This window comes from Tenacibaculum sp. TC6 (assembly GCF_050606265.1).
Classification (GTDB): Bacteria; Bacteroidota; Bacteroidia; order Flavobacteriales; family Flavobacteriaceae; genus Polaribacter.
On record NZ_JBOCUK010000011.1, the window covers coordinates 23977 to 48648 of the forward strand.

The 24672-nt window shown below is 30.8% G+C and carries 27 protein-coding genes and 3 tRNA genes; 16 read left to right on the plus strand and 14 right to left on the minus strand.

Annotated elements, in window-relative coordinates:
- Positions 1-6 precede the first annotated feature (6 nt).
- The 4 genes from gcvH to ACQY1Q_RS08060 all read left to right on the plus strand — a co-directional run bounded on the left by gcvH (position 7) and on the right by ACQY1Q_RS08060 (position 3017).
- Entirely contained in the window at positions 7-387 is a 381-nt protein-coding gene (gene gcvH / locus ACQY1Q_RS08045; protein ID WP_431004790.1) for a glycine cleavage system protein GcvH, read from the plus strand.
- 412 nt (positions 388-799) lie between these two features.
- Positions 800-1522 carry an energy transducer TonB gene (locus ACQY1Q_RS08050; RefSeq protein WP_431004791.1) on the plus strand — a complete coding sequence of 241 codons (723 nt, stop codon included), beginning with the start codon at positions 800-802 and terminating at the stop codon, positions 1520-1522.
- A gap of 106 nt (positions 1523-1628) precedes the next feature.
- Positions 1629-2384, plus strand: a complete 756-nt coding sequence (locus tag ACQY1Q_RS08055; protein WP_431004792.1) for an energy transducer TonB — start codon at positions 1629-1631, stop codon at positions 2382-2384.
- A 57-nt stretch (positions 2385-2441) separates the two neighbouring features.
- On the plus strand, positions 2442-3017 hold the full coding sequence (locus ACQY1Q_RS08060; RefSeq protein WP_431004793.1) for an acyltransferase: 576 nt from the start codon (positions 2442-2444) through the stop codon (positions 3015-3017).
- Between the two features lie 181 nt (positions 3018-3198).
- Here ACQY1Q_RS08060 and ACQY1Q_RS08065 read toward each other — a convergent pair whose 3' ends face one another.
- The 7 genes from ACQY1Q_RS08065 to ACQY1Q_RS08095 all read right to left on the minus strand — a co-directional run bounded on the left by ACQY1Q_RS08065 (position 3199) and on the right by ACQY1Q_RS08095 (position 11291).
- On the minus strand, positions 3199-4233 hold the full coding sequence (locus ACQY1Q_RS08065) for a LacI family DNA-binding transcriptional regulator (protein WP_431004794.1): 1035 nt from the start codon (positions 4231-4233) through the stop codon (positions 3199-3201).
- Positions 4234-4304: 71 nt separating this feature from the next.
- Positions 4305-5477: a mannosyltransferase gene (locus ACQY1Q_RS08070; RefSeq protein WP_431004865.1), complete on the minus strand. Its 1173-nt coding sequence runs from the start codon at positions 5475-5477 to the stop codon at positions 4305-4307.
- Between the two features lie 180 nt (positions 5478-5657).
- Positions 5658-7148, minus strand: coding sequence for a cellulose synthase family protein (locus tag ACQY1Q_RS08075; RefSeq protein WP_431004795.1), 1491 nt, complete (start codon positions 7146-7148; stop codon positions 5658-5660).
- Positions 7148-7840, minus strand: coding sequence for a glycosyltransferase family 2 protein (locus tag ACQY1Q_RS08080; protein WP_431004796.1), 693 nt, complete (start codon positions 7838-7840; stop codon positions 7148-7150). The genes ACQY1Q_RS08075 and ACQY1Q_RS08080 overlap by 1 nt, the downstream gene beginning before the upstream one ends.
- Positions 7841-7843: 3 nt before the next feature.
- On the minus strand, positions 7844-8293 hold the full coding sequence (locus ACQY1Q_RS08085) for a toxin-antitoxin system YwqK family antitoxin (RefSeq protein WP_431004797.1): 450 nt from the start codon (positions 8291-8293) through the stop codon (positions 7844-7846).
- Between the two features lie 67 nt (positions 8294-8360).
- Positions 8361-9944: a 4Fe-4S binding protein gene (locus tag ACQY1Q_RS08090; RefSeq protein ID WP_431004798.1), complete on the minus strand. Its 1584-nt coding sequence runs from the start codon at positions 9942-9944 to the stop codon at positions 8361-8363.
- A 6-nt stretch (positions 9945-9950) separates the two neighbouring features.
- The gene (locus ACQY1Q_RS08095) at positions 9951-11291 is read right to left on the minus strand and encodes an NAD(P)/FAD-dependent oxidoreductase (RefSeq protein WP_431004799.1); all 1341 of its coding nucleotides are present in this window, start codon (positions 11289-11291) and stop codon (positions 9951-9953) included.
- A gap of 142 nt (positions 11292-11433) precedes the next feature.
- Between ACQY1Q_RS08095 and ACQY1Q_RS08100 the strand changes: the two genes are divergently transcribed.
- Genes ACQY1Q_RS08100 through ACQY1Q_RS08110 form a run of 3 tightly spaced genes read left to right on the plus strand, consistent with a single transcriptional unit; the run spans position 11434 to position 14634 of the window.
- Positions 11434-12306: a hypothetical protein gene (locus ACQY1Q_RS08100; RefSeq protein ID WP_431004800.1), complete on the plus strand. Its 873-nt coding sequence runs from the start codon at positions 11434-11436 to the stop codon at positions 12304-12306.
- 23 nt (positions 12307-12329) lie between these two features.
- Entirely contained in the window at positions 12330-13331 is a 1002-nt protein-coding gene (locus ACQY1Q_RS08105) for a glycoside hydrolase family 113 (protein WP_431004801.1), read from the plus strand.
- A gap of 52 nt (positions 13332-13383) precedes the next feature.
- Complete coding sequence (locus tag ACQY1Q_RS08110; protein ID WP_431004802.1) at positions 13384-14634, plus strand: POTRA domain-containing protein; 1251 nt, start codon at positions 13384-13386, stop codon at positions 14632-14634.
- Here the strand turns inward: ACQY1Q_RS08110 and ACQY1Q_RS08115 are convergent.
- The 7 genes from ACQY1Q_RS08115 to ACQY1Q_RS08145 form a co-directional block, all read right to left on the minus strand.
- Positions 14631-15122 carry a rhodanese-like domain-containing protein gene (locus tag ACQY1Q_RS08115; protein ID WP_431004803.1) on the minus strand — a complete coding sequence of 164 codons (492 nt, stop codon included), beginning with the start codon at positions 15120-15122 and terminating at the stop codon, positions 14631-14633. The genes ACQY1Q_RS08110 and ACQY1Q_RS08115 overlap by 4 nt on opposite strands.
- A 31-nt stretch (positions 15123-15153) precedes the next feature.
- Positions 15154-16206: an arsenosugar biosynthesis radical SAM (seleno)protein ArsS gene (arsS, locus tag ACQY1Q_RS08120; protein ID WP_431004804.1), complete on the minus strand. Its 1053-nt coding sequence runs from the start codon at positions 16204-16206 to the stop codon at positions 15154-15156.
- A 143-nt stretch (positions 16207-16349) separates the two neighbouring features.
- Positions 16350-16685, minus strand: coding sequence for an arsenosugar biosynthesis-associated peroxidase-like protein (locus ACQY1Q_RS08125; RefSeq protein ID WP_431004805.1), 336 nt, complete (start codon positions 16683-16685; stop codon positions 16350-16352).
- A gap of 32 nt (positions 16686-16717) precedes the next feature.
- Positions 16718-17425, minus strand: coding sequence for a DUF547 domain-containing protein (locus ACQY1Q_RS08130; protein WP_431004806.1), 708 nt, complete (start codon positions 17423-17425; stop codon positions 16718-16720).
- Between the two features lie 106 nt (positions 17426-17531).
- Positions 17532-17617 (minus strand) — tRNA-Leu (locus ACQY1Q_RS08135).
- Positions 17618-17672: 55 nt separating this feature from the next.
- Positions 17673-17758, minus strand: a tRNA-Leu gene (locus ACQY1Q_RS08140).
- 24 nt (positions 17759-17782) lie between these two features.
- Positions 17783-17854: transfer RNA gene (locus tag ACQY1Q_RS08145), tRNA-Gly, on the minus strand.
- A 168-nt stretch (positions 17855-18022) separates the two neighbouring features.
- Between ACQY1Q_RS08145 and cyoE the strand changes: the two genes are divergently transcribed.
- The 9 genes from cyoE to ACQY1Q_RS08190 all read left to right on the plus strand — a co-directional run bounded on the left by cyoE (position 18023) and on the right by ACQY1Q_RS08190 (position 24562).
- Positions 18023-18925, plus strand: coding sequence for a heme o synthase (gene cyoE / locus ACQY1Q_RS08150; RefSeq protein ID WP_431004807.1), 903 nt, complete (start codon positions 18023-18025; stop codon positions 18923-18925).
- Entirely contained in the window at positions 18925-19515 is a 591-nt protein-coding gene (locus ACQY1Q_RS08155; RefSeq protein ID WP_431004808.1) for a cytochrome c oxidase subunit 3, read from the plus strand. The genes cyoE and ACQY1Q_RS08155 overlap by 1 nt, the downstream gene beginning before the upstream one ends.
- A gap of 56 nt (positions 19516-19571) precedes the next feature.
- The gene (locus ACQY1Q_RS08160; RefSeq protein ID WP_431004809.1) at positions 19572-20552 is read left to right on the plus strand and encodes a cytochrome c oxidase subunit 3; all 981 of its coding nucleotides are present in this window, start codon (positions 19572-19574) and stop codon (positions 20550-20552) included.
- 19 nt (positions 20553-20571) lie between these two features.
- Positions 20572-20916 (plus strand): cytochrome C oxidase subunit IV family protein, encoded by a 345-nt coding sequence (locus ACQY1Q_RS08165; protein ID WP_431004810.1) that lies wholly within the window; start codon positions 20572-20574, stop codon positions 20914-20916.
- Between the two features lie 61 nt (positions 20917-20977).
- On the plus strand, positions 20978-21625 hold the full coding sequence (locus ACQY1Q_RS08170; RefSeq protein ID WP_431004811.1) for a hypothetical protein: 648 nt from the start codon (positions 20978-20980) through the stop codon (positions 21623-21625).
- A gap of 8 nt (positions 21626-21633) precedes the next feature.
- The gene (locus ACQY1Q_RS08175; protein ID WP_431004812.1) at positions 21634-22281 is read left to right on the plus strand and encodes an SCO family protein; all 648 of its coding nucleotides are present in this window, start codon (positions 21634-21636) and stop codon (positions 22279-22281) included.
- Complete coding sequence (locus ACQY1Q_RS08180) at positions 22274-22804, plus strand: DUF420 domain-containing protein (RefSeq protein WP_431004813.1); 531 nt, start codon at positions 22274-22276, stop codon at positions 22802-22804. Before ACQY1Q_RS08175 ends, ACQY1Q_RS08180 begins: the two co-directional genes overlap by 8 nt.
- Complete coding sequence (locus ACQY1Q_RS08185) at positions 22797-23021, plus strand: hypothetical protein (RefSeq protein ID WP_431004814.1); 225 nt, start codon at positions 22797-22799, stop codon at positions 23019-23021. The genes ACQY1Q_RS08180 and ACQY1Q_RS08185 overlap by 8 nt, the downstream gene beginning before the upstream one ends.
- Positions 23022-23236: 215 nt before the next feature.
- Positions 23237-24562: a TolC family protein gene (locus tag ACQY1Q_RS08190; RefSeq protein ID WP_431004815.1), complete on the plus strand. Its 1326-nt coding sequence runs from the start codon at positions 23237-23239 to the stop codon at positions 24560-24562.
- Positions 24563-24672 lie beyond the last annotated feature (110 nt).

Genomic DNA, 24672 nt, shown 5'->3' on the forward strand with positions numbered 1-24672 from the left:
AATACAATGAACATTCCATCAGAATTAAAATACACTAAAGACCACGAGTGGGTAAAGGTTGAAGGAGACATCGCTACAGTTGGTATTACTGATTTTGCACAAAAAGAATTAGGTGATATCGTTTACGTTGATGTAGACACTGTTGATGAAACAGTAGAAGTAGAGGAGGTTTTTGGATCAGTTGAAGCCGTAAAAACGGTTTCAGACTTATTTATGCCTTTATCTGGTGAAGTAATTGAGTTTAATGAAGAGCTTGAAGATGAGCCTGAATTAGTAAACTCAGATCCTTATGGAAAAGGTTGGATGATTAAAGTAAAGATTTCTGACGAATCTCAATTAGAAGATTTATTAAGTGCCGAAGCTTATCAAGACCTTATTCAAGGATAGAAAAATTAAGATTATAATAGCGATGCTTATTACCATAAGTATCGCTATTCTTAGTTTAATAAAACTAGGTAAGCAACCTATATCATTTAACCATATAGATAAAGTAGAACATTTCATAGCATACTTCTCTCTTACTTTATCTTGGCTACTGGCATTAGCAAAAAAAAATATCATATATACTTAATAATTGGTTTTTGTGTTACGTACGGCATAATTATTGAGGTTTTACAAGCGTCAGCAACCGTATACAGAACCGGAGACTATTACGATGCAATAGCAAACGTATTAGGAGTGTTTATAGCTTTTGCAGTGTTTAGAACCTTTTTTTATAAAAAAGTTACTATTTGAAAATTTAGCTTGTAAAAGTTGAAATAATTTAATTAAATTAGCGAACTATTAAAAACATAGAAGGATGGAAATTAAGAAAAATCCAAAATCGAACTTAGAAAACTACAGTAAGCTGTTTATGCAGTTAGGTTTGGTTTTAGCTTTATTTATAACGTATGTAGCCATTGAAAATAAAACATACGATAAAGAATACGGAGATTTAGGTATGGTTAACATGGCGTCTGACGTTGAAGAAGAAACTATAGAAATTCAACCTGAAGCACCAAAGCCGCCACAAAATACACCACCACCTCCGGCTCCGGAAAAAATTGAAGTTGTAAAAGATGAGAAAGAAGTAGAGGAAACTGTAATTGAATCAACAGAAACAGATGAATCTGAAGCTGTAAAAGTTGAAGAAATTCAAGAGGCTGAGGTTGAGGAAGATATTGTAGAAGATGTGCCATTTTCAATTATTGAAGATGTACCAGTATTTCCTGGATGTACCGGAACAAAAGCTCAAAAGAAAGCTTGTTTAAATGATATGATGAACAAACACGTTCAACGTTATTTTGATGCAGATTTAGCTAATGAGTTAGGATTATCACCAGGTAAAAAGAGAATATACTTAGTGTTTAAGATTGGTAAAACAGGAGAGATTGAAGATATTACAGCAAGAGCTCCACACCCAAGATTAAAGCAAGAAGCAATTCGTATAGCAAAAAAACTTCCTAAAATGGAACCAGGAAAACAAAGAGGAAGAGCAGTACGTGTAGGGTATACATTACCAATTACATTTAATGTAGAATAAAATAGTTCTAAAATATAAATTATAAAAGCAATCCATTTCGGGTTGCTTTTTTTATTGGCATGTTTCTTGAGTTAATCTATTATAATAATATATAAATACTATAACTATGAAAATGCAAAAAAAACATCCCAGAAAACAGCTAGAAAAATTTTCAACCATTTTTACTCAACTAGGATTAGTCCTTGTTCTCTTTGTAGTATACATTGCAGTTGAGCATGAAACCGAAAGAAAAGAAAATATTCCTATTTCCTACGGTGATGAACTACCGGAGACTTATAAAATTAATGAACCGCTAATGGCCTTTACAAAAGAAGTGCCGAAAGTGAAAGCTAATCCGGTAAAAAGAAGTCAACAACCTATAGTTGACCTTACAAAAATTGAAAAGGTAAATAATACATATACTATAACAAACGTTATTGATTTACCTAGTACTGAAGTTACTCCAAAAATTGATATAAATAGTCTTTTAGTAGTTGAAGAAGATAATATAAAAGATAGTGATGAACCCGAAACCATGTTTAGTGTTCAGAAAGCACCTGTTTTTAAAGGTTGTGAAGGATTAAATGAAGCTGAAAACAGACAATGTTTGGAAAATAAAATTAAACAATACGTGCAGCGTTATTTTAATGCAGAGATAGCTCAGGATTTAGGAATGAGATCTGGAAAGTATAGTATTTACACACAGTTTTTAATCGATAAAAATGGAGATATAACCGATATGAAAATAAGAGCACCTCATGCAATGCTTAAAAAAGAAGTAGAAAAAGTAATTACAAAAATACCTTCGTTTACTCCGGGAATGAAAAATGACCAACCAGTTAAAGTAAGATACACACTGCCTATTACATTTAGAGTAGAATAACATTAAAAACTCAACCAATTAGGTTGAGTTTTTTACATTTGTAACTATATGAATGAAATGAATAGCTTTTTTGCTCATGAAACTTCAGTAATTGATGAAGGTTCTAGTATAGGGAAAGGAACCAAAATTTGGCATTTTAGCCATATAATGCCAGATAGTATTATAGGAAGCAATTGTAATATCGGGCAAAATGTAATGATTGCTCCGAAAGTAATTTTAGGTAATAATGTTAAAGTGCAAAATAATGTTTCTATCTATACAGGTGTAATATGTGAAGATGATGTGTTTTTAGGCCCTTCCATGGTATTTACTAACGTAATTAATCCTAGAAGTGCTATTCAAAGAAAAAATGAATTTAAGCAAACCTTAGTTAAGAAAGGGGCTAGTATTGGAGCTAATGCAACAATCATCTGTGGAAATACAATTGGAGAATATGCACTTATTGGAGCAGGAGCAGTGGTGACTAAAAATATACCTGCTTACGCCCTAGTAGTAGGAAATCCTTCTAAGCAAATAGGATGGGTTAGTGAGTACGGGCATCGATTAATGTTTGATAAAAAAGGAGAAGCTATATGTAAAGAATCAGGTGTTATATATCTGAAAGTCAAAGATACAATAACTGTAAAAAAATAAATACATACATAAGATTACAAAAAAGTAAATTTTTTGTAAAAAAATTTGGATAAAAGAAAAAGTTTTTTAAATTTGTAGTGTGGTTGAATAAACCACTTTCTTTTTCTTTTTCATAGCAATTTTTCCCACTCAGTCTTTTTGAGTGGGTTTTGTTTTTTATAAACAATTTATAACCTGCTTTTTAGTGTAAAGATGATGGTCTTGTTGACTCTCGGATGACCAAATCAGTTTTAATAACTACAGTTTCTGACTTTTTTCTATGCTCTTTTTTCTCTAACTTGTTAATTAGCATTTCAGCAGCAGTGGCCCCCATAATTTCACCATGCTGACTTACCGTAGTCATTTTAGGACTTGAGTGGCGAGCAAGGATTCCGTTAGAAAACGAGATAACAGAAAAATCCTGAGGAATTTGATATCCCATTCTTGAAGCTACTTTCATTGCAGCAACTGCTGAAGATTCATCGGTCGTAATTACACTGTCAATAGTATTGTTTTCAAATATTGGAGTTAAAATAGATTCATATTTCTTATAATCCTCTTCATGAATATTAATAACTAAATTTTTGTTTACAGAAATGTTTAAATCTTCCAATCCTTTTAAATATCCTAAATATCTTCGTTCCCCTATTTTTAAATTACTTATGGTAGATATGAATGCAATATTTTTATGTCCTAATCTATACAAATACTTTACAGTATTCACAGTTCCTTCAAAATCGTTGGTAATAACTTTATCGCAATTAATTCCTTGAGCAACTCTGTCAAACATAACAATAGGAATTCCACTATCTATAGTATCTTGAAAATGACTAAATTCTTTTTTAAGAATTGTTTCTTCAGCTAATGATAAAATAAAACCATCAATACTTCCGTTTGAAAGCATTCTAATGGTTTCCACTTCTTTTTCATAAGATTCATTTGAAATACAAGAAATAATTTTATATCCTTTTTGGCTTGCTACTTTTTCAATTCCCTTAAAAACCTGAGCTAAAAAATAATTAAGCATGTTAGGAATAATAATACCAATGGTTTTGGTTTTTTTATTTTTTAAACTTACAGCAGTAACATTAGGGTGATAGTTGTTTTCTTTAGCATAATCTCTGATTTTTTTCTTTGTGGTTTCACTTATTTCATAACTATCATTTAATGCTTTTGATACAGTTGAAATTGAAACTTTAAGATGTTTTGCTATGTCCTTTATTGTAAGCCTTTTCATATGTTATGTGATAAGAAAAAAGTGAAAAACAATAATACAAAAAACCAACAAGATTACCGATATACCAAAAGTTAGCTTTGCTTTAAAAAACTAATTTTCGCTTTCATTTCCATAAAAATAAAAGAATAAAGAATAGTATATTCCATAAAAACAAACCATAAGTTTTCTTTCCAGGGCGTGTTTGCATATGCCTGATAGCTTAAAATAACAACTAAACTCCAAACTAACGGATAACGATAAGTAGTAAAAACAGATAAGATAAGTAAAGTAGCTATATACCAAGGATGCATAGTAGTAGTGGTAAAATAATAAAATGATAATACCAGTAACATTGATACTATTACTTGTTGGATGTTTTTATTTTTTTTGAAAAAAGTAATATAGCTCAGAAATACAATTGTTAAAACTGGCATTATTTTTCCTATAACTGCAATTTCATTATAACCTCTGAATAAATAACCAATTTCTCTGGCTAGGTAATAAAAACTGGCATTAAATTCAAAATTTCTAAACCATAACCCTACAGAATTTGTGTAATTATGAAAGAATTGTACTGAAAGAAATGGAATAAACAGGAAAAGTAAAGTGATAAAAACGATACTATAAAAACCAATTAAATTTTTAATTCCTTTATATAATGAACGTTCATTTTTTACAAAAAACTGAAAAAATATAGGAAGGAAAAGTAATGGAATTAATTTAACGGATATAGATAAGGCAAATAAAATACCGGCTATGAACCATTTTTTTTGATGCAGTTTATAAAGACTAAAAACAAAGAAAAATAACATTACCGGCTCAAAATGAAGATTTCCGGTAAGCTCAATAATTACAAATGGATTTAAAATATATATAAATATATTGTGGATAGGTAATTGTAGTTGCTCTAATAACTTTTTACCGTAAAATAAAATACCTATATCAGCGGCAATTATTAATAAACGCATTACGATAGCAGATCCTAAAATACTTTTATTAGCAATTAATGCAGCAATAAAAAAACATAACTGGTTTATAGGAGGGTAGTTGGTGTAATGACTACCATTCATTGAGCCCATTCCGTTATATAGTTCAATGGCTTGATTAATAGGATAATCTCTGTTTTCTATAAATGTTTGAGGTAATGATAAGTAAGGATTAAAACCCTCAAAAAGCATTCTTCCATCCCATATAAAGCGATAAAAATCTTGAGATAAATTTGGTAAAGCAAATAGAAATACAAGCCTAAATAGTAAAGCTAGCACAGCCAAAAAAACAAAATTATATTGCTTATTTGTAATGATGCTATATGTAGAGAAAAACAGCAAACCCCATAAAACAAGCATACTGTAAAACGAAGTTCTTTCTAAAAAATAAGCAAATAAAAAATACAGAATAAAAACAAATCCAATGAGTATAAAACTATATTTTTTAGGAAATATCATTTATGCTTTAGAAAAAATCGATTTAAAAAACACATACCCAAATCCAATAAATAACATGAAATGGAAAGGGAATAATCCAAAATCACCTCCTTGATCACCCACAATAAATGCACTATACATGCCAAAAGCAAAGTAGAGAGCTAATAAACCTTCAATAATTACATTAGTTGATGGTTTGTTTCTAATGTATTTATTGTTTTTCCAGCTATCAGTTATTGATTTAATATTAAACTTAGGAGTTCTTACAAACTCACTTTTCTTACCTAAGTGCCCCTCTAAAACAGCAATTGTATTGTGTAATGAGAAGCCCATGGCAATTGAAAAGAATGAAAAGAAAGCACCTATATATTTTATAAAATTTAAAAAACCGCCACCATAAGTTCTCTTATACATAAACCAATAACAAACAAAAAATATAATAGTACTCACAACAAAGAAACTCATCACTAAAAAGTAAATTTTTAAATGAGCATATTCATTTTTAATGTATAGCATTGGAATACTTAAAATAGCCACTAAAAAAATACAGGTAAACATAGAGCTGTTTAAAAGATGCAGCATACCGTGTATTTTAGTTTTTAACGGAATGTTTTTACTGGTAATTATCCTTTTTAACATTTTTTGGAAATTCTCAGCGCCTCCTTTATTCCATCTAAATTGTTGTGATCTGGCGGCACTTATAATTACGGGTAGTTCAGCCGGAGTTTCAACATTTTCTAAATATTTAAATTTCCATTTTTTTAATTGTGCTCTGTAACTTAAGTCCAAATCCTCAGTTAAAGTATCTCCTTCCCAGTTTCCGGCATCATAAATACATTCTTTACGCCAAATACCTGCAGTACCGTTAAAGTTGATAAAATGTCCTTGACTATTTCGCCCTACTTGTTCTAAAGTAAAATGAGCGTCTAAGGCAAAAGCTTGTATTTTAGTTAGTGTAGAATAGTCTCGGTTGATATGTCCCCATCGAGTTTGTACTACACCAATAGTTGTGTCTTTAAAAAAAGGAACTGTTTTTTCTAGCCAACACGGCTTAGGTAAAAAATCTGCATCAAAAATAGCAATGAATTCACCTTTTGCCATTTTTAAACCTTCTTTTAAGGCACCAGCTTTAAAACCTTCTCTATTTTCTCTTCTGATGTGTTGAATATCTAAACCTGTTTCCTGAAGTTTTTTAATATGCTCAGCCGTAGTAATAACAGATTCGTCTGTAGAATCGTCTAAAACCTGAATTTCAAGTTTTTCATGCGGATATTTTATTTGAGCAATATTATCTAACAAGCGTTCCATAACATACAACTCATTAAAAACAGGAAGTTGTATTGTAACATAAGGAACCTCATTAGGATTACTTAAATCAAATTTAGGTGAATTATCTTGTTGTTTACGTGCTTTTAAATAATTAAAAAGCAAGTTTAATTGCGCTAAAGCGTACATTAAAATGAGAACTAATGATACGGTGTATAGCGTAATTATTGTGTATTCTAAAACCATTACTTAAAACTGTATTTAAATATCCAACCTAAAATTTTAACGCCTGCAAAGATAGTACCTTTAACGGTTCCTGAAACTTTTGAGACACCAATTCTATTACGATATTTTACAGGAATTTCAACATAGGATAATTTTTGCTTTAAAGCCTTTAACTGCATTTCAACAGTCCATCCATACGTTTTATCTTCCATATTTAAATTGAGTAGCTTATCATACTTGATAGCTCTAAAGGGACCAAGATCTGAAAATTTAGCTCCAAAAAACAGTTTCATTAAAAAAGTGGCCAGCCAATTACCAAAAACCTGTTGAGGAGTCATAGATCCATGTTCACGTAGTCGTTTAACTCTGGCACCAATTACAAAATCAATGTTATCATTTATAATAGGGGCTATAATTTCTGAAAGTTGTTCCGGATAATCAGAATAATCACCATCAAGAAATACAATAATGTCAGGTTTTGTTTTTTGTGTGGCTATGTAATCCATTCCTTTTAAACAAGCATATCCATATCCTTTTCTATTTTCTCTCAAAACTGTTGCTCCTGCATTTTCAGCATTTATTTCAGTGTTATCAGTAGAGTTATTACTAACTACAATAATTTCGTGTACAGTTTTAGGAATGTCATTAATTACATTAGCAATGGAATCTTGCTCGTTATAAGCAGGAATTATAACTTTAATCAGTTGGCTCATCTTCTATCTTAAATCCTTCAAATTATTTTCCTTTTTAAAAGAGGAAAAATCTGACCATTCATTTATTTTTTTACCGTCTTTAAACTTAACAGCTTTTATTAATTGTTCTTTATAATAAAGTAAGCAATACCCATCTTTTTTATTGTTTTTAAGTTGGCATTTATGATTAACATGTCCGTTATTATCATAAAACAACCACCATTTATTTTGCTTACCATTAATAAAATGACCTTCTTTTTCTTTCAAAGAATTTTCGCGGTAAAAGTACCAATAATTAATAGGAACATTGTTTTTAAAATGACCTTCTTTTTTTACGTTTCCGTTTTTATAATAAAACTTCCAGTAATCAATTTTAGTATCTCCATCTAGCCATCCTTCTTCTTTTACAGTGCCATTGTTGTAAAAGTTTTTGTGGTATTTTTTTTGAGCTTGAATTGTGAGAGAAGCTACCATCAAAAAAAGAATAAAAAATCTTTTTTTGATGGTGCTTCTTTTAATGAAAATTAGGGTAAAAACAAGCTTACTTTTTTTCATTAACTAATTTCATTAAATCAATATCGTTTCCTAGTAAAACATCGGTAGGATTGATACGCCCTTTTTCAGGTCCGTTTTCTAGTTTTAGTACCCCTCTAGGGCAAACCGCTGAACAAATACCGCATCCAACACAGCTAGCTCTTACAATATTTTCACCTTTTTGTGCATAAGCCCTTACGTCTATACCTTGTTCACAATAAGTAGAACAATTTCCGCAAGAAATACATTGACCTCCATTAGTTGTAATTCTAAAACGAGATTTAAAACGTTGTACAATACCCATGTATGCAGCTAAAGGACAGCCAAAACGACACCAAACTCTGTTACCAAATATTGGATAGAATCCGGTTCCTATAACTCCTGCAAAAACAGAACCTATTAAGAAACCATAAACATCTTGAATACTTTGAGTTTGTATTCCTAAAACACTTTGTGTTCCTGAAAAATAAGAGTATAAGGTAATAATTGTCATTACAATAGCAAAGGCTAAAACACCATGTACTAACCAGCGTTCAAGTTTCCATGCTTTTAATGATTTATTTGACAGTTGCCTGTATGGATCACCTAAAGTTTCTGCTAAACCACCACAACCGCAAACCCAAGAGCAATACCATCTTTTTCCAAAGAAATAAACCATAACAGGTACAATTACCAAAGTTAATAAAACACCCCAGACTAAGATGAACAATCCAAAAGCTCCGCTATGAATTAATTGGTCTAAATTCCAACTAAAGAAAAAATCATAATCGAGAGGAAAAGCATTTTTAAAATCGTACCAAGGTTTTTCAAAACGAACTAAGATTTCCGGAATTAAAAAGGCAAATACAATTTGAAAAAATAAAACAGAGGTGGTTCTTAATACTTGATATTTATTATGACGATATTTTATATACATTCTTATGGCCATAACTACCATAACAACACAGTATAAAAACCCGTACAAAAACCACTGACTAGCCAAATTACCACTTAAACTTTGACTGATAGGGTCAACAATATAAGTCCAATTTACAATATAATCCGGTCTGAAATATAATAGAATATAAAATGTAACTAAGAAAATAAAAGCAAACCAACCTATCCATCCTCTATTTGTAGAGGCATTTAACCAAACTCCGTTGTTTTTTATACCCGGAGGACCTAATGTAATAACATTAGGAATAATAAAAAGAAGAGAACCTATAATACCTAAACCAAAACTAAGAAGCCAAAAAAGACCTTTATTGTTTTTAATTGCTCCTGTGCCGGATTGTTTTGCAATTTCGTAGGCAAAACTATGAGGTTTTCCCCATATTACTTTATCCCATTCATTATTTTGTTTATGTACGCTATTGGCTTTTTCTAAAGCAGATGTTATGTTAGAAGAAAAAGAAAACGGATTAGAAAATGATTTACCAACAGTAGATGTTTTTAATTCATTAATAAAAATCTCACTTTTAATTCCTTTATTTTGAATAAACTCGTTAAATACGTCTTGAGTTAGTTCATACTTACCTAAAAAAATAAGAGAAGTAAATATGGTTAAACCAACTATAAATAAACCTAAACCTATATTTTGTATTGTCTTCATATCTTTTTAGTGATTAAAAATGCGTGACCAGCTTTTCTTTTTTAATTGAATATTTGTATTATTTTCTTTGTTAAATTTTGCTACAATTTCCGGCTCATGAAGCTTATAAAATTCAGGGTCAAAGTTGGCTTCAGACAAGTACATTAATACATAATCAACTGAGCGTTTTTGGTCAAGAATTCTGTTAAAAAACTCATGTCTCATTCGAATGCCAAATGTGTTAATACCAATGAATTCTCTTGTGTTTTTATCAAAATTTATATGAATACATTTTTTTCCGCTACTATGCTCCCAATAAAAGCGAACTTCGTTTTCTTTTGGAGTAGCCCAAACCCATCCGTAAGTTTGGTATTCAATATCAATAAATTTAGCTGAGTTAAACCAATGCCCCGGTTTGTATGCTGTTTTATTGTCACAAATAGTTTGTGCTACGGTTTCTCCCATCATACGCCCTGTATACCAAACAGCTTCAATAGGTCTGCGTTGATCAATAGCCTCATGTTGTTCCGCACAATCACCAATGGCAAAAATTGATGGAATATTAGTCTGTAAGTATCTGTTAACTTTTACACCTCTACCGGTTTCAATTCCAGAGTTTTTTATAAAATCAATATTAGGAGAAACTCCCGCAGTAAGCCCTACTACATTACAAGCAATTTCTTCTCCTGTTTCTGCAATTATTACGGATTTAACGTTACCGTTTTTATCGGTTTTAATTTCTTGTAAATTTACCCCCAAACGTAAATCTATATGATTATCGGTAATTTCTTTATTAATCATAGCCGATTCTTGTTCAGGAAGCACTGCATTCCAAAAACTACTTTCTCGAACTAGAAAAGTAACCGGAATATTTCTGCTATGTAGCATTTCAGCTAATTCAATTCCTATTAAGCCCCCTCCAACAATTACAGCTCTTTTACAGGTTGTATTATCAGGAGCATATTTTTCAAGACTTTCTAAATCTTGTTTATGATACATACCCATAACGCCTTTAGCATCTTGACCCGGCCAACCAAACTTATTTGGTTTAGAACCTGTTGCAATAATAAGTTTGTCATAAGACATTGTTTCTCCTGAATCAAATTCAATAGTATTTTTTGATGGATGAATGCTTGAAACAAACCCTTTTTTTAAATTGATATTATTCTTTTTCCAAAACCAGGGTTCGTAAGGTTGAGTGTGTTCAAATTTCATATGCCCCATGTAAACATACATCAAGGCTGTTCTTGAAAAGAAGAAATCTGTTTCATTAGAAATAATAGTAATTTTTTTATCCGATAACTTTCTGATATGTCTGGCAGCAGTTACTCCAGAAATTCCATTACCAATAATCACAACGTGTTCCATAAAAAAGTTGATTTGCAAATTAGGTCGCAGTTAAAGTTAAGAACTTAATAGACCAACTAAATTTAGAATCATTTTAAATAAAAATACTTTTTGTAAGTGGTTTTTGTTTTTGCCGACGTAAACAGTATTAAAAATCAAAACCATGAAAAATAGTTTAAAATACTTGTTGCTTACTTTTGTTTTATACGGAGTTCAAGTTATTGCACAAGAAGAAGATTCAGAAAATTCGAAAAGTAATATTCAAACATACACACCTTCAAGACTACTTAATAAAGGGCAGTGGGATATTAAGTTTTTTAATAATTTATATACAGAAACCAAAGGCAATTTTAATGGTGTAACAGCAGATAAACCCAGAGAAAATTACTTTACCTCAACGGTTGAAGCATTTACAGGTATATCAGAAAATAACAGAATAAATGTGGGGGCAATTATAGAGTTTCGTTCTAATACAAGAGGAGGTCGTCAAGCATTATCGGTGTTTAGTTTAAAAGATACAAATTCAGATAGAAAAGGAATTACCACTATTGCACCAGCTATAAAATTTCAACCATTTAAAAATGTAGGAAATTTTTCAATTCAAACAGCTCTTCATATTCCGTTAGCTGATGAAGAAGTTGATGCCAATGGAGTGTATTTAGATCAAACAGCTTGGGCTTTACAAAATCGTTTCTTTTTTGATCATACATTTAGCGGAGGTAAATGGCAAATATTTACAGAAATTAATACAGAATATAATTTTGGAGAAGAGCAAAGCTTTGCCAATAATACATTTTTAATGGTTCCAGGAGCTTTTTTAAGTTATTTTCCAACTGATAAGTCTACCGTATTAGTATTTGCTCAACACGCTGAACGTTTTGGAGAGTTTACACAAAATTATACAGCACTTGGTGTAGGAGGAAAATATCAAATAACTAAAATACTAAACTTAGAGGTGTTATATAGCAATTTTGTTAGAGGAACTGATACAGGTTTAGGACAAAGTTTTAATTTAGGACTAAGAGCTTTATTTTAATATAAATAGTTTAAATTGGTGCTATGAAATATAAATGGCTCCTAATATTAAGTGCAATTTTTCTCCATTCATCTTGTGAAAGTCAAGGAAAAAAAATTAATGGAGTAAGTTTTGTGGCCTCGCCAAATAAAATAACTCACGAAAATATTCAACCGGTAAAAAAGGTATCAGCAAACTATGTTTCATTGATGCCTTTTGGTTTTATTGAAGATATTAATTCTCCAAAAATTATATTTAATTCTTCACGACAATGGTTTGGTGAAACAAAGGAAGGAATTGAGCAGTATGCCAATGAATTTAAAAAGAGTGAAATTAAATTAATGCTAAAACCTCAAATTTGGGTATGGCATGGAAAGTATACCGGGTTGATAACCATGAATTCGGAAGATAAGTGGGAACAGCTTGAAAATTCATATTCCAAATTTATTCTTACCTATGCCGAATTAGCACAAAAACTGGACATTGAAATTTTTTGTATTGGCACAGAATTAGAAAAATTTGTATTGAACAGGCCTCAATATTGGAGCAAGTTAATTTCCGAAGTAAAAAAAGTATATTCCGGAAAAATTACTTACGCTGCCAATTGGGATGAATACAAAAGATTATCGTTTTGGAATGAGTTGGATTTTATAGGAATTGATGCGTACTTTCCTTTAAGTGATAAAAAATCACCTACTATAGAAGAACTTACAAAAGGCTGGGAGGCTCATAAAAAAGAAATAATTAAGATTAGGGAAAGATTTAGTAAACCTGTTTTATTTACGGAGTATGGTTATAGAAGTGTGCATTTTACAGGAAAAGAACCTTGGAGCTCAAATAGAGTAGAAGGGAGTGTTGATTTAAATGCACAGAAAAATGCTTTAGAAGTAATTTACAATGAGTTTTGGAAAGAGCCTTGGTTTGCCGGAGGCTTTCTTTGGAAATGGTTTCATAATCATGATAAAGTAGGAGGGGAAAACAATAACCGATTTACCCCACAGAATAAACCTTCAGAACAAACAATAAAGAATGCCTACACAAAGTAATGCTTTTTAATATTTTTATGAGATGAATAGGATGCAAAAAAGGAGTTTTTGGATGTTGTTACTAATTGTTTATCTAACAATTACTCCTTCCATCTCTCAAGAAAAAATAATTGCTACAATAAAAATTGAAGGATTAAAAAAAACAAAGGAATCTACAATTCTAAAATTGTTAAGCGTACAAAAGGGAGAAAAACTAGATTCTTTAGAAATAGCCAAAAATATAGCTCGGTTAAAACGATTGCCGGCTATTTCTTATGCTTATTTTAAAACTTTTCCGGAAAAAGAAAACTCTTACAATCTTCATATTTATGTAGAAGAGAATTTTACACTAATACCTAATATTAATTTTTGGACAACCACTCATAGAAGAATAGCGTATAAGCTAGGTCTTTATGAATATAATTTTCTGGGGAAAAATATGGTGTTGGGAGGTTTTTATCAGCAAAACGGATTTAATTCGTATGGAATAAATTTTAGAGCACCTACTTTGTTTTCCAAGCATGTAGGGTTGGCCTTAAACCATCAGAGTTGGGGAAGTGAAGAACCGTTATATTTTGAAGGACAATCAGCAAATTATAAGTATCAAAATATTTCTTATGAAGTATTAGGGTTGTACCAATTTAATTTTAGAAATAGCATAGAAGCAGGGATTAATTTTTTTAAAGAAAAATATACCTACTTGAGTGGTCATACATCAGCAAACGTACCTCAAAAATTAGATGTAAATAAAAAGTTACTTAAGTTTGTTTATACGTATGATAACTTAAACTATTTCTATCATTATGTAGAAGGGTTTAAAAACCAGTTATATGCTCAGTATGTAACAACTGTAAACCCGTATCAAGATGATTTTTTCATTGCTTGGAATGATGTTTTTTATTTTAAACGAATAGGAGAAAAAGGTAATTGGGCTAATCGTTTACGAGTAGGATTATCATCAAACGCCAATACTCCTTTTGCCCCTTTTGCTTTAGATAATAATATAAACTTAAGAGGGGTTGGTATTTTGGTTGATAGAGGTACAGGTAGTATTGTTTGGAATACAGAATATAGATATACGTTGTATGAAAGAAAATGGTTTGTGTTGCAAGGAAATATTTTTACAGATATAGGATCATGGCGTTCACCCGGAGGAAAGTTAAGCGACTTTGTACAACATGAAAATATAAAAATGTATTCAGGTTTAGGGTTAAGGTTTATCAATAAGAAAATTTTCAATGCAGTTTTTAGAATAGATTATGGATATGGCATTACACCTAATTCATCAAAAGGATTTGTATTTGGAATAGGGCAGTATTTTTAATACACTTTTTTTCCTTTGTGTAACCATTTACCCCATTCTTTATTAAATGCATGAATTTTTTCAGTAGGAATATTATTTCCGGTTACTACAGGATTCCCTTGATTTTTCCATTCAAAAATACCTCCGTAAAGATTGTAAACATTTGTAAAGCCGGCATTTTTTAATTGTTCAGCAATGTCTTCTGAACGGATTCCTAAAGAGCAATACACAATGATTTTAATGTTCCTGTCTGTTAAATTTGAAGTAGTTTCTTTTATATTAAAAGTATCGTAACCCACACAAAATGCATTTTTAATATGACTAACTTTGTATTCTTCAGGTTCTCGTGCATCTAACAGTATAAAATCATTATTTTCTTTTACTAATTCACTTACTGTTATATAAGGAATACTTTCAGAATTGTATTTTTTTAATAATTCTTGCAGATTATCTTGTGCATGAGTAGCAATGCTTACTAGAAGTAATAGAATATGTACTAACCTTTTCATCTATTTATGTAAATCAATAATTTTGATACTACTAGGCTACAGTTCCTTGGCAACTACTACCAGCTCCGGCTGTGCAACCATAACAATGTTGGCTGATAACTATATGCCTTTTCTGTAGTAAATCTTCGTTATATTCTGAAATATGTTTAACACTACTGGCAACTTTTAAGTTAAGCATTTGGTTAAAATCACAATCATATAAATAACCGTCCCAACTTACTGACAAAGTATTGGTACACATTACATTTTCAACAGCCATTGGGTTGTATGCTTCAACTAATGCATACATATAATCTTCATAATTTTCAGAAGCAATTAAGTAATCTAAAAATCGGCTAATAGGCAAATTTGTAATAGCAAATAAATGATTAAATGTAATACCAAAATCATCTAATAACGCTTTTTTAAAGTCTTTTTCCATAGAACATTGATCTCCCGGTAAAAAAGCTCCGGAAGGGTTGTAAACCAAATCAAGTTTTAGCCCTGTTCCTTCAACACCATAACCTACCGCATTTAATTCTTGAAGAGCTTTAATAGATTTGTCAAAAACTCCATCACCACGTTGTTTATCAGTTTTTCCACGTGTCCAATGAGGCATAGAAGAAACTACATGCACATTGTATTTTTTAAAAAATTCGGGTAAGTCATGATACTTTTTATTAGCTCGGATAATGGTTAAATTAGATCTAACTATAAAGTCTTTAATTCCTGCTTTTGCTGCTTCTTCAACAAACCAACGGAAATTAGGGTTCATTTCAGGAGCTCCACCGGTTAAATCTAATGTATGAGCACCTGTGTTTTTTATCACCTCTAAACATTGTAACATGGTTTCTTTAGTCATGATTTCTTTTCTGTCAGGACCCGCATCTACATGGCAATGTGCACATACTTGATTGCACATATACCCAACATTAATTTGTAAAATTTCCAGCTTTTTAGGTTGTAAAGGAAACTGATTTGTTTCTTTTATTTTTTCTGCAAAAGTTGGTAACTCATCTTTAAAAATTCCGTTAGATAAAATTTCTAATTGACGTTGGGTATTGGCTAAATCGTTATTTCGTGCTAAAAGAGATTTTTTAGTCATTTTTATATGTCAGTTATACTACAATTGAGGTTTCAATAAGAGTACCCAATCGTAGTATAACGTTATTTATTATTAATACTTAAGTGTTTTATTTTTAATTTTTTCTTGGGTTAATTCAAGCAATTTTAAAAATCAAAATAATTTTACATTTCTAATTTGTTCACCTTATTCATCATTTGAACGCCATGAACCAAAGTAGCTCCACTTTTAATAGCTGCTCCTACATGAATAGCTTCCATCATTTCTTCTTTAGTGATTCCTTTTTGTAAGCCGTCTTTAGTATAAGCATCAATGCAATAAGGGCATTGTTCTGTATGGGCCACAGCTAAAGCTATTAAACTTTTTTCACGAGCGGTTAAAGCTCCTTCTTCAAATACTTTTCCGTAGTAATCAAAAAACTTGTTACCAAGCTCCTCACTCCATTCAGTTATTTTACCAAATTTTCGCAAATCTGCAGGATCATAATATGTTTTCGACATACATTATTTTTTATGGTTGTAAAATAAAAATACTACTTTCCGTTTAAACTCCAATCGTATTCTAGGTAATGAATTTTAGCGTTGTCATTAATTTTAACAGTTGAATATTGATTTAAAAAGTCAATTAAAGAACTCTTTTTTGTAAAATCGCCTTTAAACCATTCAAAAATCTTTGATAAATAAACGTTGTCTTCTGAAATTTTGTTTCTTTTTGAATCGTTTATAAAATTCTTCATTAATGAAGATGTTTTGTCTTCATAATTAGCCTCTGTAAAAGCAAAATTACCTAATTGAGGGCATGAACCAGAAGCACAATTTACAGCTACATGAATTTTAGGATCATTAAATTGTTTGCGTAAAATTTCATGCTCTATATGGTTTAAGGTGTAATTTTTTCCGCCAACTTTAGCAAAGTCTATATTCCAGGCATCTTTTCCTTTCTTTTTAATAGCGGTAATACTTTTTACCGGATAATTATCTAAGATGAGTTTTATAGTGTAGGCATTGTATGCATTAACCCAAAAGGCTTTTGTTTTAGCTGATGACCAATTTTTCTGAGGAGAAGTTTTAGCAAGGTAATCTAAGTAACTTTGTAATTTAACCTCTTCTTTTTTAAAAGCTTTATAATTTACATAACCTTTATTATCTACATGTTTTTGTAGTAAAGAATTAAAAACAGCAGTTTGTCCGTATGAATTTAATAAGAAAGATAAGCTGAGAATAAATAAGATTTTCTGCATGATTTACGATTTTAACTGTGGGGTTAGACGAAGTTAAAAAAGGAACATTACATAAAATTATAGTAAAAACAAAAAAAGCCTCAACATATCATGTTAAGGCTTTTAGTACAGAAGGCGGGACTTGAACCCGCACGAGCATTACGGCTCATTGGATTTTAAGTCCAACGTGTCTACCAATTCCACCACTTCTGCGTATATATTTTATTGACTACTTTTTTAATAAGCCTCACTTTTCAGTGAGGCTTAGTACTGAAGGCGGGACTTGAACCCGCACGAGCATTACGGCTCATTGGATTTTAAGTCCAACGTGTCTACCAATTCCACCACTTCAGCATACCTCTTATAAATAAGGATCAGAGCGAAAGACGGGATTTGAACCCGCGACCCTCACCTTGGCAAGGTGATGCTCTACCCCTGAGCTACTTTCGCGTAGTCAATATGTTATTTTAAAGAACGTGCATTACTCTGAATGCGGGTGCAAATATAACACCATTTTTTGAATTACAAAGCAGTTTTTTATTTTTTTTAATTAATTTCAAAAAACATGGTGGTTATCTAAGAAAGAAATATCTTTGCAGAAATTTTTTTTGTAGCAAAGTGAGTACTGTTTCAACAATACAAAATAAGACAACTATAAAAACACTCGTTTCTGATTTTAAACAGCTTACCAAAGTAGGTTTATCTGTTAGCGTGGTGTTTACATCTATTACCGGATATTTATTAGGAGCTAATGAAATTAATTCTACAACAATACTATTATTAGCAATTGGCGGATATTTTATGGTTGGAGCCTCTAATGCTTTTAATCAAGTTATAGAAAAAGATATAGATGCGGTAATGCAGCGAACTAAAAATCGTCCTTTACCTTCAGGAAGAATGTCTGTAACAACAGCAATGATAATTGCCACTTTTTTTACCGTAGCTGGAATTGCTATATTATACTCTATAAATCCTAAATGTGCGCTTTTTGGAGCGGTGTCAATTTTTCTATATACAAGTGCTTATACTCCGTTGAAAGCAATAACCCCTTTAGCAGTTTTTGTAGGAGCTATTCCGGGAGCTATTCCTTTTATGTTAGGATGGGTTGCCGCTACAGGAAAATTCGGTATTGAAGCAGGGTTTTTATTTATGATTCAGTTTTTTTGGCAATTCCCGCATTTCTGGGCTATAGGGTGGTTACAATATGAAGAATATAATAAAGCAGGTCTTCACATGTTGCCTATGGATAAAAAAGACAAAGGGGCTGTTACACAAATTATATTTTATACCTGTGTTATGATTTTAATGTCAATAGCACCAGTATTAAAGGTTACCGGTAGCTTTTATATTTATCCGTTAACAGCTATTGTTATTTTTTTATTAGGAGTTTTAATGTTGTTCTATGCTTTTAAATTATATCAGTCTGAACAAAACATAGATGCAAGAAAATTAATGTTGGCGAGTGTATTTTACATTACAGTAGTGCCAATTATATATGTAGTAGATAAATTTTTACACTAATGAGTGAGCAAGCACAAACAGTAAAAGAAGAGTTAAAAGTTGCAAAAAGAAAATCCGCAAAACCTATGTTGTGGGTTTCTATGATAAGTATGGTGATGTTCTTTGCAGGATTAACCAGTGCTTATGTAGTAAGTATGAATAGAGAAGATTGGGTAACTTTTGATTTGCCTCAGGCATTTTATATTAGTACCCTATTAATTGTGATAAGTAGTATTACGTTATTTTTATCACAAAAAGCATTAAAAAAAGATAATTTATCCAACTCATTTATCTTGTTGTTAATAACATTTATATTAGGAATAGGGTTTGTTTGGTATCAATATGTTGGATTTAATCAATTAAAAGGAGCAGGGTTGTACTTTACCGGACCGGAAAGTACAGTGTCAACTTCTTTTATAATAGGAATAACATTTATGCACGTATTGCACTTAATAGCTGGAATAATTGTGTTGTTAGTTGTTATTTATAATCATTTTAAAAAGAAGTATTCATCTAGCGATATGCTTGGGTTTGAACTTGGTGCAATCTTCTGGCATTTCGTAGATGTTTTATGGATTTATCTATTTTTCTTTTTCTATTTCATTAGATAATTAAAAATGCGTAATTTTGGCGCACTGTTTTAACAAAAATTAACTAAAAAGTATTTATGGAAGCAAATATTGCTGTAAATTCTGACAAAAAAGAGACCTGGAGCGGAGGTGGTGTTAGGCCATTTGGCGCTAGTTATGGTAAAATGATGATGTGGTTTTTCATATTATCAGATGCGCTAACCTTTTCTGGATTCTTAGCAGCGTATGGATTAACTCGTTTTAAATTTATTGACTCTTGGCCTATTGCCGATGAAGTTTTTACCCACATACCGTTTTTTCATGGTAATTACCCAATGATTTATGTGGCCTTTATGACCTTCATCTTAATTGTGTCTTCTGTAACTATGGTGTTAGCAGTAGATGCTGGTCATCATATGAAGCAAAAAAAGGTAGCAGGTTATTTATTTGTTACGATTGTTTTTGGTTTAATTTTCGTTGGATCACAGGCTTGGGAATGGAAAACATTTATTAATGGTTCTTACGGAGCGGTTAAAACTTCTGATAATCATATTTTACAGTTTGTAAAAGACGGTCATCAAGTTGCTTTAGCAGACTTTGTTCACGGTGACAGACAGGATGTAAGAGAGCAACATACTAATAAAAATGGACTTTGGTTTGAAGGAGAAGGAACTATTTCTCAATATTCAGTGGCACAAGTGCAGGAAGCTTTCAAAAATGATCCATCTTTACTTATAAAAACGGAAAGAATTAATCCTGAAACAAAACAAAAAATAGTTTTGTCTAGAGAAGAAAGTTTAGCTCAAATGGCAAAAGCAACGGGTGTAGTTGAAGGAGCTAATTTGATTCAGAATGAATACGGAAATCCGATTTTTGCAGATTTCTTCTTCTTTATAACAGGTTTCCATGGTTTTCACGTATTTTCTGGAATTGTTTTTAATTTCATCATTTTTTTGAATGTAGTATTAGGAACGTATGAGCGTAGAGGAAGCTACGAAATGGTTGAAAAAGTAGGTTTATATTGGCACTTTGTAGATTTAGTTTGGGTATTTGTATTTACTTTCTTCTACTTAGTATAACTGTAAAAATATTGTAAAAATGGCAGCACACGCGCACGAATCGAATACAAAAAGAATTTGGATAGTATTAGCAATCTTATCTGTAATTACAGCAGTTGAAGTTGTATTAGGTATTTACAAGCCAGAAGCATTACATTTAAGTAGCGTTTTAGGAACAAGTTTATTAAACTGGTTATTCATTATCCTTACAATTGTTAAAGCATATTATATTACTTGGGCATTCATGCACATGGAAGGAGAAAAAACATGGTTTAGACGTTCAGTGGTTTGGACAGCAGTTTTTCTAATATGTTACCTCGTAACTCTAGTATTAATAGAAGGAGGATATTTATTTGATACATTAGCACCATTAGTTAAGTGGTAATTACATAAAAAATGAAAAGGTGGTGTTTAAGCCACCTTTTTTTTGCTTTTAACATACGATTATGAGTAAGAAACAAAAGTTTATAGTGCTTTTTGCGCTTTTTATAGTGCCTTTATTATTTTATATTTTTCTGTCTATGGGAATTAATAACTTTGCTAAGTTACCTGTGTTGACAGAACACGTTGCAGATGTAGCTTCGGTTAGCCAAAAAACTCAATTTAACAGAAAAATATCGATAGTAACCTTTCTAGGAAAAGATGTAGAGGCTGTAAAAGGAGAGTATTTCAATTTAAATGAAAAAATATATAAACCTTTTTATGGTTTTAAAGATTTTCAAATGGTAGTTATAGCTGTAAAAGGAACAGAGAAAGAAGTAGAAAAACTACAAAAACAAATAGGAGCTTTTACAAATATGATAAAATGGAATTTCGTTTTTACGGAAGAAGAACTTGTGAAAGCAATGTATGATAGTTTTAATACAAACCAATCATTAGATGTCAATTTACACAGCTCAAAGGCATTTATAGTAGATAAAGATATTTGTTTACGAGGAAGAAAGGACGATAAAGATTCTGCAAATGGAATATTATATGGGTATGATATGACTTCTGTTGCAGAATTGAATGATAAGATGAAAGATGACGTAAAAGTTGTACTTGCTGAATATCGATTGGCTCTAAAGAAAAATAATGCAGATAGAGAAATTTAAAAGCTAACATGAAAAAACAGAGTTATTCTTACATTGGAATTTCGTTTATAATTTTATTATTTGGAGTATATGCTATTCCTAAAATTGTAAAACATTTTAAAACAGCAGATTTACATACTTTTAATAAAGTGCCTGATTTTGAATTTATAGATCAGAATGGTAATACCATAACAAATAAAGATTATGAGGGTAAAGTGTACGTGGTTGAATTTTTCTTCACAACATGTCCTACTATTTGTCCGATAATGAATACGAAAATGATTACTATTCAAAATGAGTTTATGGGGAACCCTAACTTTGGAATAGCATCTTTTTCGATTACTCCTGAAATTGATACTCCTCAACAATTAAAAGCATATGCAGAAAGATATGGTATTAACCATAAGAATTGGCATTTACTTACAGGGCAACCCGAAGATGTAGTGTATAATTTATCTAATGAAGGCTTTAAGATGTATGCCGGAAAAGGAGAAGCATCGCATGGAGGGTTTGAGCATTCCGGGCTTTTTGCTTTAGTTGATAAGGATGGTTATATACGATCAAGGTATGATGAACAAGGAAACCCGATAGTATATTATAGGGCATTAGATGAGCATGGTTTTTCAGATCAAATACAGGAGTTAAAACAAGATATAAAACTGTTGTTAAATGAGTAATATAAATTCAGAAGAAAAAAAATACAAACGCTTTATAACTATTGTTTCTATCGTTATTCCTATAGCAGTAGCAGCGTTATTTGGTATAAAAATACCTAATGTAGAACCCTTATCATTTTTACCGCCAATTTATGCAACTATAAACGGAGTAACAGCTATTTTACTTGTATTAGCTGTTGTAGCTATTAAAAGAGGAAATAGAAAATTACATGAACAATTAAATACAATAGCAATAATTTGTTCTGCATTGTTTTTAGTAATGTATGTAGCATATCATATGACCTCTGAATCTACTGAGTTTGGAGGGGAAGAAACAATAAGATATATATACTTTTTTATTTTAATTACTCATATTCTACTTTCTATTGTTATTATACCCTTTGTATTAATAACATTTATGAGAGCTAAATTGAGTAACTTTCCTGAGCACAAGAAAATTGCAAAAATTACGTTTCCGTTATGGCTTTATGTAGCGATTACAGGAGTTATAGTATATTTAATGATATCGCCATATTATGCTTAAGAATAAATCAATAGCTGTATTATTAGGAGTCTTTTTTTGTTTTTCAAATAAAGCATTAGCTCAATGTGCCATGTGTAAAGCTGTTGTTGAAGGCGGCAATGAAACAATAGCTGAAGGCGTTAATAACGGAATAACATATTTAATGGTTTTTCCGTACTTACTTGTAGGTGTATTGTTTTACTTTATATACCAACATCGAAAAAAAATTAAAAATTAAGATAATAATAAGAACATATTATTGTAACATAATTTAAATTTAGTCGTCATATATTGGAAAATTGTTAGAAACTAATTAAAGTTTGGTTTTAATAAAATAGAATTTAATTAGTTTTTTTAAAAGGATAAAATATAGATGACTTTTTTAGTTGTTTATGTTTTGTTTTTTAATAAAATAGCAATTGAAAAACTAATTGAACATAAAAAATATACGTTTTGAAAACTAAAATTGTATTACTGGTAGTATTATTATCAACACTTAGCACTTTTTCTCAAAAAAAATGGACATTAAAAGAATGTGTTGATTACGCTCTAAAAAATAACATAACTATAAAACAAAACCAGTTAAGTCTTGAACTTGCAGAAAAAGATGTTGATATAGCAAAAGGTAACTTTTTACCGGATTTAAATGCATCTGCTAATGGAAGTTTTAGTTCCGGGTTATCACAAGATAGAAGCGGAGTTTTAAAAAATACACAAAACTTTAGTTCTAGTTTTAACCTATCTAGTGGGGTTACTATTTTTAATGGTTATCGAAACCTTAATACATTTAAACAAGCAAAATTAGGAGTAGAGTCAAGCAAGTTAGATTTAGAAGTAATCCAAAACGATATTTCTCTTAGAGTGATTAATACATATCTTAATGTGCTTTTTGCTAAAGAAAACCTTGAGGTAGCCAAAATTCAAGCAGAAATAAGTAAAAAACAAATAAACCGAGCTCAAGCACAATTTGATGCAGGAGCGATTCCTAAAGGAGATTTGTTAAACGTACAATCAACAGCTGCTAACGATTTGCAAAATGTAGTTACTCAAGAAAATAGTTTAAATTTAGCTTTACTGCAATTAGCGCAATTATTACAAATATCAGCTGATGATTTTGATGTTGAAAAAATAGAGATTGATTCGCCTTCATCTGCATTATTATATAATTCATCAAGACAGGTTTATGATAAAGCCTTAACGTTAAGACCGGAAATAGAAAAAGCAAAATTAGCTATCGATAATTCGGATTTAGATATTAAAATAGCCAAAGGAAACTATCTGCCATCATTATCACTTAATTTTGGAGCCGGAAGTTCATATTTTCATCAGTTTAATAACATTATTTTTCCTAACGATTACTTTTTTAAACAAATTAATGATAGGATGAGATATAGCGTAGGGGCCTCATTAAATATTCCAATATTTAATCGCTTTCAAACTAAGAATAGAGTTGCAAAGTCTGTTATAAACAAAAAAGTGTCTGAATTGTCATTAGAAAACCAAAAATTACAATTACAGCAAACCATTGAGCAGGCATTTTTAGATGCTAAAGCAGCAGCAAAAGCTTTTGAAGCAGCTCAAATTTCGTTAGAAGCTCAAAAAGAGGCTTTTAAAAACGCACAGGTAAGTTATGATTACGGTTCAATGACTCAGTTTGATTTTGATCAGGTAAAAAACCGATTAGTAAACTCTGAAGGAGCTATGATTAGAGCTAAATATGATTACGTATTTAAAACCAAAGTATTGAAATTCTATTTTGGAGAATCTATAGTAGATTAATTTAATTACAGGGGAAATAAATTATAGTTAATCTATATACAAACCTTACCAATTTTAGTTGGTAAGGTTTTTTCTTTATAATGTATCTTTGCAAAAAACAAACGTTATTT

Excerpts from the sequence above, each read along its gene's own strand:
- gcvH (WP_431004790.1), top strand. The coding sequence starts at position 7 with ATGAACATTCCATCAGAATTAAAATACACTAAAGACCACGAGTGGGTA.
- ACQY1Q_RS08050 (WP_431004791.1), top strand. The coding sequence starts at position 800 with ATGGAAATTAAGAAAAATCCAAAATCGAACTTAGAAAACTACAGTAAG.
- ACQY1Q_RS08055 (WP_431004792.1), top strand. The coding sequence starts at position 1,629 with ATGAAAATGCAAAAAAAACATCCCAGAAAACAGCTAGAAAAATTTTCA.
- ACQY1Q_RS08060 (WP_431004793.1), top strand. The coding sequence starts at position 2,442 with ATGAATAGCTTTTTTGCTCATGAAACTTCAGTAATTGATGAAGGTTCT.
- ACQY1Q_RS08065 (WP_431004794.1), bottom strand. The coding sequence starts at position 4,233 with ATGAAAAGGCTTACAATAAAGGACATAGCAAAACATCTTAAAGTTTCA.
- ACQY1Q_RS08075 (WP_431004795.1), bottom strand. The coding sequence starts at position 7,148 with ATGGTTTTAGAATACACAATAATTACGCTATACACCGTATCATTAGTT.
- ACQY1Q_RS08080 (WP_431004796.1), bottom strand. The coding sequence starts at position 7,840 with ATGAGCCAACTGATTAAAGTTATAATTCCTGCTTATAACGAGCAAGAT.
- ACQY1Q_RS08085 (WP_431004797.1), bottom strand. The coding sequence starts at position 8,293 with ATGGTAGCTTCTCTCACAATTCAAGCTCAAAAAAAATACCACAAAAAC.
- ACQY1Q_RS08090 (WP_431004798.1), bottom strand. The coding sequence starts at position 9,944 with ATGAAGACAATACAAAATATAGGTTTAGGTTTATTTATAGTTGGTTTA.
- ACQY1Q_RS08095 (WP_431004799.1), bottom strand. The coding sequence starts at position 11,291 with ATGGAACACGTTGTGATTATTGGTAATGGAATTTCTGGAGTAACTGCT.
- ACQY1Q_RS08100 (WP_431004800.1), top strand. The coding sequence starts at position 11,434 with ATGAAAAATAGTTTAAAATACTTGTTGCTTACTTTTGTTTTATACGGA.
- ACQY1Q_RS08105 (WP_431004801.1), top strand. The coding sequence starts at position 12,330 with ATGAAATATAAATGGCTCCTAATATTAAGTGCAATTTTTCTCCATTCA.
- ACQY1Q_RS08110 (WP_431004802.1), top strand. The coding sequence starts at position 13,384 with ATGTTGTTACTAATTGTTTATCTAACAATTACTCCTTCCATCTCTCAA.
- ACQY1Q_RS08115 (WP_431004803.1), bottom strand. The coding sequence starts at position 15,122 with ATGAAAAGGTTAGTACATATTCTATTACTTCTAGTAAGCATTGCTACT.
- arsS (WP_431004804.1), bottom strand. The coding sequence starts at position 16,206 with ATGACTAAAAAATCTCTTTTAGCACGAAATAACGATTTAGCCAATACC.
- ACQY1Q_RS08125 (WP_431004805.1), bottom strand. The coding sequence starts at position 16,685 with ATGTCGAAAACATATTATGATCCTGCAGATTTGCGAAAATTTGGTAAA.
- ACQY1Q_RS08130 (WP_431004806.1), bottom strand. The coding sequence starts at position 17,425 with ATGCAGAAAATCTTATTTATTCTCAGCTTATCTTTCTTATTAAATTCA.
- ACQY1Q_RS08155 (WP_431004808.1), top strand. The coding sequence starts at position 18,925 with ATGAGTGAGCAAGCACAAACAGTAAAAGAAGAGTTAAAAGTTGCAAAA.
- ACQY1Q_RS08160 (WP_431004809.1), top strand. The coding sequence starts at position 19,572 with ATGGAAGCAAATATTGCTGTAAATTCTGACAAAAAAGAGACCTGGAGC.
- ACQY1Q_RS08165 (WP_431004810.1), top strand. The coding sequence starts at position 20,572 with ATGGCAGCACACGCGCACGAATCGAATACAAAAAGAATTTGGATAGTA.
- ACQY1Q_RS08170 (WP_431004811.1), top strand. The coding sequence starts at position 20,978 with ATGAGTAAGAAACAAAAGTTTATAGTGCTTTTTGCGCTTTTTATAGTG.
- ACQY1Q_RS08175 (WP_431004812.1), top strand. The coding sequence starts at position 21,634 with ATGAAAAAACAGAGTTATTCTTACATTGGAATTTCGTTTATAATTTTA.
- ACQY1Q_RS08180 (WP_431004813.1), top strand. The coding sequence starts at position 22,274 with ATGAGTAATATAAATTCAGAAGAAAAAAAATACAAACGCTTTATAACT.
- ACQY1Q_RS08185 (WP_431004814.1), top strand. The coding sequence starts at position 22,797 with ATGCTTAAGAATAAATCAATAGCTGTATTATTAGGAGTCTTTTTTTGT.